We start from the raw sequence: 13802 nt of genomic DNA on the forward strand, positions 1-13802 counted from the left end.
TGCTCGTTGATTCGTTTCTTTTGATAAGAGGATAAAATTGGAGGTAAAGCAACTCATGAGAAGTGTAATCTCATTATTGTTGGTATTTACGTTGATTTTTTCTGGGTGCAGTACTTCTCAAAAAGAGAGAAATACTTTTGAATCAGAGACCATCAATACTACTAAAGCCTTTTCTAGCACAGAGAAAAATAATGAGGAAAAAAATCTAGAAGAAGATTCCGGGTATGAAAAAGGAAATGTAATAGTTTCCGAGACAGTACATGATGAAGTTAAAATTGAACCTGTAGACAGTAAGATTCCGGCACCAGAACCTGTATTTTCCGAATTGAGCGATCCTAATCTTCTCGAATATGTCGAGAATACGGTGTATAAAGATGTGTCAAGACAGCTTGGAGATGGTTATCATGTCGAAAATGTCAGCACAGCCTATATTTCAAAGGAATATCTCGATGAGCTCGCATACAATTCGCGGTCCAATATCTTTTTCGGGTATTCACTTGAGGATTTAGATACGCAGTTCCAAGGCACACGATATGTTTTTACCCTTGATGAAAATGGGGCAACAACGGTTGTTCCTTTTGAAGATTATGATGATACATATGAACAGGTGTTAAAAAATGTCGCAATTGGAACAGGCGTCATCCTGGTATGTGTAACTGTTTCTGTGGTTTCTGGTGGAGTCGGTGCTCCGGCAGTCAGTATGATTTTTGCGGCATCAGCAAAATCAGGTGCTATTTTTGCAACATCTTCAGGTGCTTTAAGTGCAGTAATAAGCGGAACTGTTACCGGTATACAAACTGGAGATTTTGACCAGGCGCTCAAGGCTGGAGCTCTGGCTGGAAGCGAAAGCTTCAAATGGGGAGCCATTTCTGGTTCGATACTTGGTGGTAGCAGCGAGCTTATAATGTTGAAGACTGCTTCAGGAGGAGGACTTTCTTTGGATGATGCTGCTACCATCATTAAAGAAACGAATCTTCCGGCAAATTTTGTTAAGCAGATACATTCGATGGAAGAGTATCAAGAACTGTTGAAAATATCAGAAGCAACTGGTTTAGCAGTTCAGGATATGTCGGCAATCTGTATGAATACTGGTTATCCTTTGGAGGTTGTTAAGCTTTTTAGAAGTACAGAGGAAAGTGTGATATATTTTGAGCAAGCAGGTTTGTATTCCGAAACTATTAATGGACAAGCTGTTTTGATTCGTTCCATTGATCTTTCTTATGAAAGTGAACTTGCCGGCCGAACAGTCACAAATCTCGAGAGAATGCAACAAGGGTATGCGGCGATTGATCCTGCAAGTGGGCAGGCCTTCCAGCTTCACCATATCGGACAGAACGTAGATTCTCCTCTTGCGATACTTTCACAGTATGAACATACCGGTGGTGGAAATAATGCGATCCTTCACGATGTTAATATTGCTGACGGTGCCGGAGTACACAGTCTGATTACTGATAGTGAATGGGCTATTCAGCGTGAGGAGTTTTGGGAAGCATTAGCTGCATTTCTTGCAGGCTGACAGAAAGGGAAAAATATGCAAAGTATTGTCGAAGCTTTTGAGTCAAAAAAACATCTTCTTGTAGGTGAAGGTGTATCGGATGAAATGGTAAAGAAGGCAGAATCTGAGCTTGGAATTATATTTCCAGTCGACTATAGGAAATATCTTATAACGTATGGAGTAGCGGCATATAATGGTCATGAGCTGACAGGAATAACAAAATCAGATAGGACGAATGTTGTTGCCGTCACAAAAGCATCTTGGGCAAAGAATCCAACTATTCCTAAAAGCATGTATGTTATTGAGGAAACAAATGTAGAAGAAATGATAATCTGGCAATCAGAAACAGGGAAAGTGTTTTATTCATCTCCAAATCAACCGTTAACGGAACTTTGTGATTCGTTTACTCAGTATATACTGAGATAATACTTCAACAATAGAAGATGAAACTAGTATATAATCTTGTCTAATTATCTTTGATAGCCACTGTAGTGAAACTAGTAAAAAACAAGTCGTGAAAGGAGAAAACCATGACAGGATTTGGAATGACAATTATGTTTTTTGGTATGGGTTGTATTTGTATTGGATGGAGTAACAGTCCTAAAAATGCCAAATTATTAGGTATGGGCGGCATAATGATGCTTGGTGGTATGTTTATAGGAATTGGTGCAAATCCAGCTAAAGATATGCCAAATGGTAGCCCTGAAATGGTTGTACTTGGTTTTTTATTATCGGCTATTGGTGTAGTAATGATGGTTTTACAACTTGGGGCTGCAAAAAAAAGCAATCAGGCTCGTGCAGATAAAATGGCGGAAGATAAAAAAATAGCCTTCTATAACGAGTGCGTAAACAATGGAATCAAAGAATGTAAATCTGAAAAGGAGATTCAGAAGTGTACTTTGATTGCACAAAAGCACAAAATACAATATTCAAACGTATCCATTTTATTTTATGAAGCAAAAGCTTCGGTAGACAAGGATATTGAAAACAGAAAAGAAGCTGCACTTAATGCAAAGAAGGATGAAGAGAGAATCGAATATAATGAACTGAATAAATATTCCGGCTTTAAGGGAAGAGATAAGAGAATTGCTATATTATCAGCTGAAAGAACAGCTGCATTAGAAAGCGCGAAAACTTTAAGAAATGGTGCTCAAGCAATTATGGGTGCTTCTCAACAGAAGGAACATGATTGGGCAATCCATGGTGGTATTGCAAGTGGTATTGCGGGTCCGGCAGCAGGTTTAGCAGCGGCGGCTGATATTCAAGCTAAGAATGCACAGATAAGGGCTCAGAACGAAGCTAATGCAAAAGCTTTTGCACCTTTAATGATGACTTCACTTAGCGGAGCAGCTGATTACGATAGACATGCACGTGCCTTGCAGGAAGAAATAGAGGCAGCAAAGATAAAATTAGTATCTAATGATGATGCAAAGACTTGTTTATCAAAGATTACATTTTCAGACACAAAAGTTGAAGTGTCAGAAACCGGTACATGCACAGTAACCACCTCGGCAAAGCTTGCGACACCAATGATTATATTTGATGATGTTGATGCAATTATTGATGGTACAATTATTGCCAATATTTATGAAGGAAAAACACTGGTAGGAGTTGCATCATTAGTTCTTCCAAAATACGGTATAAAGGGAGAAACCAAATTAAAGGGCATGTGCTTATTCTGTGGTACTAAAGGTAAGACATATACTGTTGAATACGCGGCAACAAACTTATGGGCGATGGAGAGGTAATTTTTTTGCAAGCCCTTTTTATAAAAAGCATGTTTATAATGAAATACACAAGTTTTTGGTGTGATATAGTTGTTTCAAAATAAAACTGTGTCGAAAGACCATAGATATTATAGATATTAATAATAATATTCGAGGAAATATCATGGAAAAAATAATTTGTTCATGCTGTGGAAGCACACAGTTTACATTCAAAAATGGATACAGAATATGTAATTATTGTGAGACAAGATATAGCATTTCATCGGATGAACAACGAAATGAAATTAAGGCAAGTCTTGAAAATAATCTCAAAAACAAAGAACTATCAAGTGGCATAAATATTAAAAATGATGTAGAAAGACTGCTTAATATGTGTGAAAAAGATAAAACGCATGCGTCTAAATATGCAAATCTTATTTTGGATATTGATCCATCCAACCAAGAAGCATTGAAATATATTAAGAGGTAATCATTATGAATATCATGGAGTTAGTTGCAAAATATAACTTACAAATAAACACATTGGAACAATATATTAAAGATACTGGTTTTCCACATAGTACTGGTATCTTGGGGATTGACATTAATGAAGATTTATTTCTTACCAAATTAGAGGATTACAAGGATTACAGTATTTACCAAAACTATTTAAATACACCCAAATCTGAAAGAGCCGGTTTGTTGGATAATATGTCAGAAAACGGCAAAATGAAGTACTTAGATGATGAAGATTTAGCATTTCTTACTAATGAAGAAAAATACATTAGAGACGCAAAAGATAATGAACAGCGTAAAAAATCTGATATAGCAAATATATTGATTTCCTCTGGATTTAATTTCGATGGGTATCGAATTGTAAAGTATTCTGGATATATTTCTGGAGATGACTGCATAACTATACCACGAGATGATTTTTTCTCGTCAAACAAGGTGGAAGATCATCTTTGTGATGCTCTTGTCAAGATAAGACGGCAGGCACTGAAAGAATTGAAAGAAGCAGCCTATGAGTTAGGGTGTAATGCTGTAATCGGTGTTGACTTTGATTATATAACCATGGATCCTCATCATACATCGGCACTTAGAAGAGATATTACTGTTTATGAGGATTACGTTATTTGTGTTACCGCAAATGGAAATGCCGTTGTAATAGAAAAAGATGAAACTAGATGATATATAGGTTTATAGCGTAGAGCCTATGATATATTGATAATTCCAGAAGTGATTTGAAGTATTGCTGCTTGAATAAAGCTTGAATGAAATAGTTAACGAGATCTTTTTGATGGTATATTAACGAAACCCCCTTAAACAGGTCTTATTACCCCAATTACCCCAATGTATTTACGAAAAAGTGCTACTATTATAAAATCCTCTTAAATGAACGATATTATTACATGAATGGACTTTTGTAGGGATTTTTGAGAGGAGTAGTGGCATGAAAAAAGTTAAAAATAATATATTACTTGGAGTTCTGGCGCTTTCTACAGCAGTGACAACCTTAACCGCTTATGCAGACACCAGCAAACAGGATTTTCTCAAACAAAAATTCGGTATAGATAATGGGAGTGGGAAGAGCTATTCTTCATCCTCGATTGACAGAGCTGCCCAGGAAAACATCGCCAATTCGATGTCTACCACAGACATGGCTCTTGCCATGGATTTCGACTGGATGATCGATAAAGTCTACAACTCTTCATTGGGACAGTGGCCCAATGCTCTCGACGAACAGTTTGTGGATCGCGTTACCGGAGATGAACCCTATCTTCTGAAGGGTGGCTGGAAGTGCTACATGTTCAGTGCAGACTCAGGTTACTTCAACGGATACGAAAGGTATCTCAATGCAGTGATAGATACTGATGGCGATAACTTCTCTGTGAAGCTTAACTGGTGGTTATTTAATCCGGGAGATGCCAGTCAGTCTATCGTTGAAAGTGGATATGACATAGGAAAAGGAAAATGGAATTCCAAGACTGCAACAGTACATACTGTAGCGGACATAGGAAACATCGATTTCACCGATTTTTATATTTCAAAAAACCGGGATGAAGAGTACGCGATGGGAACCGTGACCTGGAGTTCGGGAGAGGTTGATCATATCGGGCTTATGCGTATGACTCCCGAGAAAGCGAATGAGTTTTATGACATGGGCGAAGGAGATGAAACAGCAGAAAAGGTTCTGACCATTGTGAACCGGGCTAAGAAGCTCAGCGGCGCCCCGGAAGCTGAAATACAATGGGATGATGATAACACCATCACCATAAGGATGTATGAGTACGTTAATGATGGCAGCACTTTCCATGAAACTACCTGGACATGGTATACCGTAAATGTTAAGACCATGAAGGGAACGGATTTCTTTGGAAATGCGGTGGATTTTAGTAAGTAAGATAGAAGCGGGAGGGGCACAGCCCCTCCCGCTCGATTTACAGCAATCCTTTTTCGCACAGCTCATCCGCATATCTTACGGTCGCCATGGCATCACTGCCGTAGCAGTCGGCGCCGATTTTGTCGGCGTAATCCTGGGTCATGACGGCACCGCCCACTGCGATTTTGCAGTCGGGCTTTTTTTTGTGGAGCTGTTTGATGGTTTCCTCCATATTCACGACGGTGGTGGTCATAAGGGCGGAGAGACCAACGAGTTTTACGTCCTGCTGAATTGCGGTTTCAACAATGGTTTCAGGCGGAACGTCCTTTCCGAGATCAATAACATCGTAACCGTAGTTCTCCAAAAGAACCTTCACTATGTTCTTTCCGATATCATGGATGTCACCCTTTACGGTAGCAAGGATAACCTTTCCCTTTGATTCCTGCTGTGTGTCGGACATTGATTCTTTTACTACAGTGAAGGCAGCCTTTGCGGCATCAGCCGCCATCAAAAGCTGTGGCAGGAAGAGAGTTCCCTTTTCAAAGCCTTTTCCGACTATATCAAGGGCAGGTACTAAATCCTGATTGATGATATCGAGAGCAGACCTTGTTAAAAGAGCATCTTTTGTTGCAGCGGCAGCAGGTTTTGCCATTCCACGTTCGATGGCTTCCATGAGTTTTGAGTGATAGCCTTGACCGTTGCCGGAGCCGCCCTGGGATGAAGCACCGGACGCACCTCCGGTAACTGTACCTGAGCTTCCGAATGCTCCGTTTTGGCCTGCACCTGAACCACCTGAATTTCCCGAAATACCTCCGTTTGATGTCACGAAGGAAGCATTACCCCCTAGGGGACTGCCGGAAGACTTAAGGTCTCCGGCTGAAATTCCAAGTGCATTGAGAACCCTGGAGCGACAGGCATCCACTGCCTCTGAAACCCGCTTGTCAGGTGTTTTGTAATTCTGATAAGCCCCGATGAAATTCTGAAAGTTTTCATCCTGAGCGGTAAGAGCGCAGAAACTTCTGTAGGCCTGCATCATTGCCTGGTTGTTCGGGTTAATGATGGCGCAGGACAGTCCGTTCTGAAGTGCCATGGCGAAGAAATAGGAATTCACCAGCTCCCTCGCAGGAAGTCCGAAGCTTATGTTGGAAACTCCCAGGATGGAACTTCCACCCAACTCATCACGGATCCGTCTTATAGTCTCAAGGGTCACAAGGGCACTCCGTGGATCACTGGATATGGTCATACAGAGACCGTCGATAACCACATCTTCTTTAGGAATTCCGTAGGATGCTGCGGTATCGTAAATCTTTTTCGCAATGGCGATACGACCGTCAGCAGTATCGGGAATTCCGCCTTCATCCAGGGCAAGTCCCACGATAACTCCGCCGTACTTCTTTACAAGAGGAAATACGCTGTGCATTACCTCCTCTTTACCGTTGACGGAATTGATAAGTGCCTTTCCGTTATAATGTCTCAGTGCCCGCTCCATGGCTACAGGATCTGAAGTGTCGATCTGAAGGGGCAGTGCCAGCACGCTTTGAAGTCTGGTGAGGACTTCATCCAAAAGTTCCGCTTCGTCGATTTCCGGAGTACCAACATTAACATCCAGAACATGGGCTCCGGCATCCTCCTGCTGTAAGCCCTGATCCACGATGTAATCGATGTCATGCTCCACAAGAGCCTGCTTGAAGCGTTTCTTTCCTGTTGGATTGATGCGCTCTCCGATGATTACGGGCCTTGCGCCTCCGCCGATTTCCACTACCTGAGAGAAGGAGGAGATAACGGTGTGAGCCTCAGCCTTCGGAGCCCGGAATGGAAGAGAAGTCACGGCTTCAATTTCCTTTTTGATGTGGGCGGGGGTGGTGCCGCAACAGCCGCCGAGCCCAACAGCGCCCAGGCCTGCGATGGTCTTCATAAATCCTGCAAATGCCTCCGGATCCACATCGTAGACAGTCCGGCCATCCACGGATTTCGGGAGACCTGCATTGGGATTCACCAGCACCGGAACGTGGGCGGCCTTCACCAGACGTTCCACGATAGGAATCATTTGTTCAGGTCCGAGAGAGCAGTTTGTTCCCAAGGCATCAACACCCAGGCCCTCCAGCATGGCAACGGCTGACTCGGGAGTGCCACCAGTAAGCATTTTTCCTGACGCATCGAAAACACAGGTTATGAAAACAGGAAGATCACAGTTTTCCTTTGCCGCAAGTACGGCAGCCTTGGCCTCATAGGAATCGTTCATGGTTTCGATGAGCACCAGATCCGCGTCTTCCCGGGCTCCTATCCGTACAACCTCGGCGAATATATCCACCGCATCATCAAAGGAAAGGTCCCCCATTGGCTTGAGAAGTTTTCCTGTTGGGCCGATGTCCAGGGCGATATAAGCATCATCCTCCCGACCGGATCTTTTTCTTGCTTCCTTCGCAAGTTTCACGGCAGCAGTAACTATCTCATCCAGATTGTCCTGAAATTTCAGCCGGTTGGCCCCGAAGGTGTTGGTATTGAAGATGTGTGAACCGGCATTGAGATATCCGAGATGAAGGTCAATGATCTCCTCAGGATGCAGAAGATTCCAGGTTTCAGGAAGCTCTCCCGGCTGAAGTCCCTTTTCCTGAAGGATGGAACCGGTGCCTCCGTCAAAAAATATCCATTCTTTTCCCAGGCGGTCTAATATGTTTTTTCGCATTTCGTTTGTTCTCCTTTGGAGCTGTTTTTGTATAAACAATCCTTCGCCTTACTGCAAAGAGTGCAGGAAGAGAGTTCCAAAGGATTGATGGTTTTTGCAAGATATTCGGATTCCGGCAGGTCGGAGGACTTCGCGCATCCAATAAAAGCTGTGATGGACTTACTAGGCACCATAAGAAGGGTTTCCGTGAGTGTTATCCCGCACCATTTCTGCATATCCAGTATCTTTGCAAAATCGCTTTGCAGGGCAAGAGGCAGGTCGCCGTAACCGGGAGAAAATCGTGGCCTCAATGTATAGCCGGAGGCATTCTCCGTTTCTCTTATTTTTTTTACTTCCGAATCGGCGAAGGACTCTACCATTTCCGCACCGGCCGCCTGATAGATGGAGGCCTCCATGAGGCTTGTCAGTTCGCTCCGTTTTATGAGCATGTCGATGCCTATGCCTACAGTTGCCGCAAACATATAGGCGTGATCGCAGCCTTCCAGGTTTTTGTACAGATTCTTTGATTTAATGCTGAGTCCCGCGATTTCTGTGATATCAGGGGCAGTCTGCTTAACCTGAAAGCTTCTGTAGAAGCATCGGGGAGCCGCAGCATTCTGCATTTTTTCAACGCATTCCTTTATCCGCTCATCAACCTCCGGTGACGGGGTGATCTTTTGGTAGCCCAGGAAACGGTATATTTCTTTTTGTCTTAGTTCTATCATAAAATACTAAAAGTGCCGTACCCCGCGGGGCGACGGCACGGTAAATTTGAATCGCAGTGTGTAAATCAATGTTTGTTCCGATATGCACTTACCGGAGGGCAGAAGAGAGATTCACATTCTGCAAAGTCATGGAGAAAAACCGATGTAGTCGATATAACTTCAGATCTTCAGTATCTCCGAAAGATTCTTCTGTATCGCTTCAGCGATATCCGGCTTGTTCATGGAATAAACATGTATGTGCTTTACATCATTTGCTATGAGGTCAATGATCTGCTCTGTTGCGTAAATGATTCCCGCCTGCTTCATGGCCTCCGGATGGTCTCCGAACTTGTCGACTATCTCTCTGAACCTTGTTGGAACAGAAGTTCCTGAGAGAGCAACAGACCTGCCCAGCTGCTTGGCATTTGTTATAGGCATTATACCCGCAAGCACCGGCACGCGGATGTCATTCTCCCTAAGTCTGTAGAGGAAGTTGAAGAACTCAGCATTATCAAAAAACATCTGGGTCGTAAGGAAATCAACGCCGGCATCCACCTTTTTCTTCAGGTTTTTAATGTCTTCGTCCTTGTGGATGCACTCCACATGACCTTCCGGATAGCAGGCACCTCCGATGCAGAAATCTCCGTGAGCCTTGATGTCGGCAATAAGCTCCGAAGCATAATGGTAATCATGATGAGGTGTGCCGTCCTTTGGGATATCACCTCGCAGAGCCATGATATTTTCAAAGCCATATTCCTTGAATTTGGAAAGCATGTTGTGAACATGTTCTTTGGTGGAGGAAACACAGGTAAGATGAGGGAGAACCTCAACTCCGTGCTTATCCCGGATGGTTTTTGCGATGTTCAAGGTGAATTCCGAGGTTCCGCCTCCGGCGCCGTAGGTCACGGACATGAAGCTTGGCTTAAGTGCTGCGACTTCTTCGGTAGCCTGCTGAACAGTGTCAAAGTTCTCTATTTTTTTGGGCGGAAAAACCTCAAAAGATAAAGTAGTCTCGCCATTATTAAGTATGTCAATTATCCTCATGGATTCCTCCTGAAATTTGTAATGACAGCAGTTTTCCGGAAGCACTGTTAAATACTTCGTAAAAACAAGCTTTTCTTATATTTAATCATAAAAGAAGACTGTTTCATAATAAATAATATTTAGGAGGTGATATAAGCAGAGACTATAAGTCGTTGGGTTATGATTATTCACGTTTGTACATAAAGCTTATAAATGGATGTCCGGTGCTTCCGGTTTATTTCATCCCGGACAGAACTGTTTCAATGCAGAAAGTATTTTCTGACTTCTCCCGCCTGGTAGAGTGAACCGAAGCAAACTATCGGGAGATTCAGTTCTTTTCCACGTTTTACAGCCATGGCAACAGCATCTTTAATGGAAGGGGCTGTGAAAGAAGGACCGTCGAAGATTGAAGAAATCTCAGCTTTAAGCTCTTCAGGATTGAGTCCTCGACCATCGTATGGAAGTTCTGCTATGAAGCTGTCTGCAAATGGAGTAATGATTTTCAGCATTTCCAGATGATCCTTGTCCTTCATAACTCCCATGACGAAGATTATCTTCTGATCCGGCAGAAACACTTTTATGGATTCCGCGAGGGCCTCTGCACCGTTTGGATTGTGGGCTCCGTCCAGTATGAATACCGGATCTCCGGACAGAAGTTCAAACCTTCCCGGCCACCGGGCATTAAGGAGTCCCTGTTTTATGGCTTCATCGTCAATGTCTGCGCCTCGGCTTTTCAGGCTCAAAATGATATCAATGGCGGCCATGGCATTGGCAATCTGGTAAGAACCAAGCAGAGGTAATTCTATATTTTTTATTGATCTGTAGCTGAAAACTTCTCCTTTCAGAGAATAGGAGTGAACAATCAGTTTCTCCGGATCTGTGACGGTAAGATAAACCCGTCCTGAAAAACGGTTTACGATCTGGTCAGGGTATGACTTGACCATCTTTTCAGTTTTATCTGTTAAGTCACAGTGTAAGAGTGGCTTTTCCAGGCTGTATTCAGAATCTTTCCGGAAAGGAATGAGAGCAGAAACTTCGGCATTAGCTCCGTTAACCTCGATATATTTGTCAGCGATGACCTGAAGGACAGAAACCTTTTGGTTCAGGACAACAAGTGGAGCCCCGGCTTTGATTATTCCGGCTTTCTCTGCGGCGATCAGTTCTTCCGTATCACCCAGAACCTCTGTGTGGTCGAGCCCTATGCTCATGATAGCAGCCACTTCCGGAGCATCGATGATATTGGTGGCATCCAGACGACCGCCCATGCCAACCTCCAAAACTACATAGTCACAGCCTTCTTCATAAAAGTAGCAGAGTGCCATGGCGGTTATCAGTTCAAAATCAGTAGGCTCTTCATTGAGATCTTTCACGGCTGCTTTAACCTTCCCGGAAATCCGACGGAGGTCATCATCTGAAATGTCTGTGCCGTCTACGGAGATACGTTCATTGAAACTGAAGAGGTGAGGGGAAATATATAATCCGGTCTTAAAGCCGGCTTCCGTAAGAATGGATCTCACCATGGAGCATGTGGATCCTTTTCCATTGGTTCCTGCTATATGTATGAATCTTAGTTTTTTCTGAGGATTTCCCAGGGCGCTCATGAGGGCCTTCATACGATCAAGACCAATCTTCGCATGTTTCCAGTCTGCGCCATGTAAAAGAGCTATTGCTTCATTCCAATCCATACAAGTTGCCTTTCATTCTTTAATTATTTCTCTGAAAAGCCCGTCATGCAGGATGCTGTGAATTGTGATCATCCTCCATGACGGGCAAGTTATTTTAGTGATACATGAGGTTTACAGAAACATATCCCCGGACAGATTGTTCTTCGAGAGTGTTTTGCAAGACAGGATTGGGAGAGTATCAGACAGCCAGAACATTTCTGATATCCGCACGCTTCAGTACGCTGCCCAGAACATAAATTATTATCATCTGTATCGGAGCTGTTACAGCTGCCTGCATTGCTCTTGTAGCCAGAAGTCCGGTGAAGCTTGAGCCGTATACAAAGGAAATCCAGAAGGTGTTCAGCAGGAGACTAAGTATACATTGGTTAATGAGAACGGCCACTGCAATACGAAGGATCATCGAAGCTGAACCTGTTTTAAAAGAAAAGGACGTAGCATCGGAATCAGAAGCTTTTGAAAATAAGGGTTCCGAGGAGTGCTTCTGATAGAGCATCAGCCCAAATACAGCTCCCATAAGAACCTGGGTCAGGGTGAAGCCGGGAAAGTATGGACCTGTAGGAAATGCCACCGCACCGATGAAATCACCTAAACCGCCCACAAGAGCCGCAGCAACGGGTCCGTAGAAAATTCCGGCGATAACAAGTGCTGTGAATCCAAGGCCTATTCTGACGTTCCAGGCATTAAAGGAACAAAATCTTGTCAGGATCACCTGAAGAGCCACAAGAACTGAAAGGGTTACCAGATTTCTCGTTGAGAATCTTTTCATAATAATACCTCCTTTGCAGCCCCTGACTACAAAGGAGGTTATACTCCACTGCAGCGGGATGCGACCATCGAACCGCGCCGATGCATTATCCTTTTAGGATATTTTCCGGTCAGAATTTTGTTCCTGTTCAAACGAATTCCCTGACCGCTCTCTGCATTGGCTTCGTCCCTCCGACAAACTCCCCGTTCGGAAGGCACTGTACGCTCGATTGCCTACTCTGCTAAAAAAATTTGTTTAGTTTCACCTACAATGTATATCAAAACCTGAGATTGGTAAAGTGGATATTTTTCCGGCATTCTGATAGTATAGCTGGTAAAGTCCTATCGCTGAGAAAACGAAATTACCCTGATGATGCTGATAAGTATGTAAAAAAAGTGATTCATCACAGTGAGAGGAGACCTTTGAATACAGAATGATAGAAGAAAAATCAAAGACAGGCTTACAGATATGAACGAAAAATTAAAGAATGAAATCAAAAATGAAAAGAAGAAGCTTAGCAGGATGACTTTCGGGCAGAAGGCTGAGTACATATTTGAATATTACAAGTTTCCGATAATTGTTACCTTGGTAGTGATCATACTGGTGGTTTCTGTACTGAAGACTCTGATAAACAACAAACCTCTGGGATTTTACGCTATGTTTCTCAATGGTTCCGGTCAGGAGATGTCCATAGGTGCCGATGAGCTGGAGAAGAGATTTGCGGAATATGCCGAAATAGATGGCGGAAAGGAGAAGGTTGTCATCGATACAACAGCCTCTTTCAATCCCAATGTTAACAGCCAGTACACCATGGCCCAGAATGCCAAGATCACAGCTCTTTTTGCATCTCATGACCTTGACGCCATGGTTATCGATCCTGGAGTTTTTACTTATTATGCCCTGAGTGGTGCCTTCTCGGATCTGAGAGAAGTGCTCAGTGAAGAAGAGTTCCGAAGATATGAGGAAGCAAACAAAATCTACTATATAGATGGCTATATCAAAGAAAAAATGAAGAGTATCGAGGCAGGAGAAATTGATGCCTATAGCTCAGAATCCGGAAGAACAGAAGAGAAAGATAAGGTTGACAGTGATCAGGCTTCCGGTGAAAACATTGACTCAGGCAAGAATGACGGAGATTCAGAGGAAACCCTCGATGAGATGGAGCAGTTTGCGGCTGATCTTATGGGGAAGCCGGATGTGGTTGACAGAGAAGAATTTGAAGTTCCCGATCCCGAAAAGATGAAGGATCCCATTCCCGTCGGAATAATCGTAACAGACACAAAAATAATATCTGACGGTGGCTTCTTTGCGGCCACGATTCCGGTTTTCGGAGTGCCGGTGGTTTCCGACAGGAAAGATATTGCTCTCAAATTCCTGGATTTTCTGGAAGGATGAT

General features: G+C 43.2%; 12 protein-coding genes and 1 riboswitch. Of the genes, 7 read left to right on the plus strand and 5 right to left on the minus strand.

Annotated elements, in window-relative coordinates:
- Window positions 1–55 precede the first annotated feature (55 nt).
- From BLV86_RS09965 to BLV86_RS09990, 6 genes are all read left to right on the plus strand, one after another.
- A complete protein-coding gene (locus tag BLV86_RS09965) occupies window positions 56–1516 on the plus strand; it encodes an HNH/ENDO VII family nuclease (RefSeq protein ID WP_090816695.1) in 1461 nt (486 codons plus the stop codon).
- A gap of 15 nt (window positions 1517–1531) precedes the next feature.
- Complete coding sequence (locus tag BLV86_RS09970) at window positions 1532–1921, plus strand: SMI1/KNR4 family protein (protein ID WP_090816698.1); 390 nt, start codon at window positions 1532–1534, stop codon at window positions 1919–1921.
- Between the two features lie 104 nt (window positions 1922–2025).
- The gene (locus BLV86_RS09975; protein ID WP_090816700.1) at window positions 2026–3243 is read left to right on the plus strand and encodes a hypothetical protein; all 1218 of its coding nucleotides are present in this window, start codon (window positions 2026–2028) and stop codon (window positions 3241–3243) included.
- Between the two features lie 142 nt (window positions 3244–3385).
- On the plus strand, window positions 3386–3691 hold the full coding sequence (locus BLV86_RS09980) for a hypothetical protein (protein WP_090816703.1): 306 nt from the start codon (window positions 3386–3388) through the stop codon (window positions 3689–3691).
- Between the two features lie 5 nt (window positions 3692–3696).
- A complete protein-coding gene (locus BLV86_RS09985) occupies window positions 3697–4392 on the plus strand; it encodes a heavy metal-binding domain-containing protein (protein ID WP_090816706.1) in 696 nt (231 codons plus the stop codon).
- Between the two features lie 262 nt (window positions 4393–4654).
- Complete coding sequence (locus BLV86_RS09990; protein WP_090816709.1) at window positions 4655–5605, plus strand: hypothetical protein; 951 nt, start codon at window positions 4655–4657, stop codon at window positions 5603–5605.
- Window positions 5606–5642: 37 nt separating this feature from the next.
- Here the strand turns inward: BLV86_RS09990 and BLV86_RS09995 are convergent, their stop codons facing one another.
- The 5 genes from BLV86_RS09995 to BLV86_RS10015 all read right to left on the minus strand — a co-directional run bounded on the left by BLV86_RS09995 (window position 5643) and on the right by BLV86_RS10015 (window position 12427).
- Complete coding sequence (locus tag BLV86_RS09995; protein ID WP_090816712.1) at window positions 5643–8270, minus strand: homocysteine S-methyltransferase family protein; 2628 nt, start codon at window positions 8268–8270, stop codon at window positions 5643–5645.
- Window positions 8252–8974 (minus strand): vitamin B12 dependent-methionine synthase activation domain-containing protein, encoded by a 723-nt coding sequence (locus tag BLV86_RS10000; RefSeq protein ID WP_049962389.1) that lies wholly within the window; start codon window positions 8972–8974, stop codon window positions 8252–8254. Before BLV86_RS10000 ends, BLV86_RS09995 begins: the two co-directional genes overlap by 19 nt.
- Window positions 8975–9133: 159 nt before the next feature.
- Complete coding sequence (gene metF, locus BLV86_RS10005; RefSeq protein ID WP_090816716.1) at window positions 9134–9997, minus strand: methylenetetrahydrofolate reductase [NAD(P)H]; 864 nt, start codon at window positions 9995–9997, stop codon at window positions 9134–9136.
- A gap of 239 nt (window positions 9998–10236) precedes the next feature.
- A complete protein-coding gene (locus BLV86_RS10010) occupies window positions 10237–11661 on the minus strand; it encodes a bifunctional folylpolyglutamate synthase/dihydrofolate synthase (RefSeq protein ID WP_090816719.1) in 1425 nt (474 codons plus the stop codon).
- A gap of 178 nt (window positions 11662–11839) precedes the next feature.
- Window positions 11840–12427 carry a folate family ECF transporter S component gene (locus BLV86_RS10015; protein ID WP_090816722.1) on the minus strand — a complete coding sequence of 196 codons (588 nt, stop codon included), beginning with the start codon at window positions 12425–12427 and terminating at the stop codon, window positions 11840–11842.
- Between the two features lie 49 nt (window positions 12428–12476).
- Window positions 12477–12649, minus strand: a riboswitch (THF riboswitch).
- Window positions 12650–12874: 225 nt separating this feature from the next.
- Here BLV86_RS10015 and BLV86_RS10020 point away from each other — a divergent pair.
- Complete coding sequence (locus tag BLV86_RS10020; protein WP_090816725.1) at window positions 12875–13801, plus strand: hypothetical protein; 927 nt, start codon at window positions 12875–12877, stop codon at window positions 13799–13801.
- The last annotated feature ends 1 nt before the right edge of the window (window position 13802 follow it).

It is taken from the genome of Oribacterium sp. KHPX15 (genome assembly GCF_900107835.1).
Lineage (GTDB): Bacteria > Bacillota > Clostridia > Lachnospirales > Lachnospiraceae > Oribacterium.

What these genes read in the sequence shown, in the direction of transcription:
- BLV86_RS09965 (WP_090816695.1), top strand. Translation starts at nt 56, where the DNA reads ATGAGAAGTGTAATCTCATTATTGTTGGTATTTACGTTGATTTTTTCT.
- BLV86_RS10020 (WP_090816725.1), top strand. Translation starts at nt 12,875, where the DNA reads ATGAACGAAAAATTAAAGAATGAAATCAAAAATGAAAAGAAGAAGCTT.
- BLV86_RS09995 (WP_090816712.1), bottom strand. Translation starts at nt 8,270, where the DNA reads ATGCGAAAAAACATATTAGACCGCCTGGGAAAAGAATGGATATTTTTT.
- BLV86_RS09985 (WP_090816706.1), top strand. Translation starts at nt 3,697, where the DNA reads ATGAATATCATGGAGTTAGTTGCAAAATATAACTTACAAATAAACACA.
- BLV86_RS09970 (WP_090816698.1), top strand. Translation starts at nt 1,532, where the DNA reads ATGCAAAGTATTGTCGAAGCTTTTGAGTCAAAAAAACATCTTCTTGTA.
- BLV86_RS10000 (WP_049962389.1), bottom strand. Translation starts at nt 8,974, where the DNA reads ATGATAGAACTAAGACAAAAAGAAATATACCGTTTCCTGGGCTACCAA.
- BLV86_RS10015 (WP_090816722.1), bottom strand. Translation starts at nt 12,427, where the DNA reads ATGAAAAGATTCTCAACGAGAAATCTGGTAACCCTTTCAGTTCTTGTG.
- BLV86_RS10010 (WP_090816719.1), bottom strand. Translation starts at nt 11,661, where the DNA reads ATGGATTGGAATGAAGCAATAGCTCTTTTACATGGCGCAGACTGGAAA.
- BLV86_RS09980 (WP_090816703.1), top strand. Translation starts at nt 3,386, where the DNA reads ATGGAAAAAATAATTTGTTCATGCTGTGGAAGCACACAGTTTACATTC.
- BLV86_RS09975 (WP_090816700.1), top strand. Translation starts at nt 2,026, where the DNA reads ATGACAGGATTTGGAATGACAATTATGTTTTTTGGTATGGGTTGTATT.
- BLV86_RS09990 (WP_090816709.1), top strand. Translation starts at nt 4,655, where the DNA reads ATGAAAAAAGTTAAAAATAATATATTACTTGGAGTTCTGGCGCTTTCT.
- metF (WP_090816716.1), bottom strand. Translation starts at nt 9,997, where the DNA reads ATGAGGATAATTGACATACTTAATAATGGCGAGACTACTTTATCTTTT.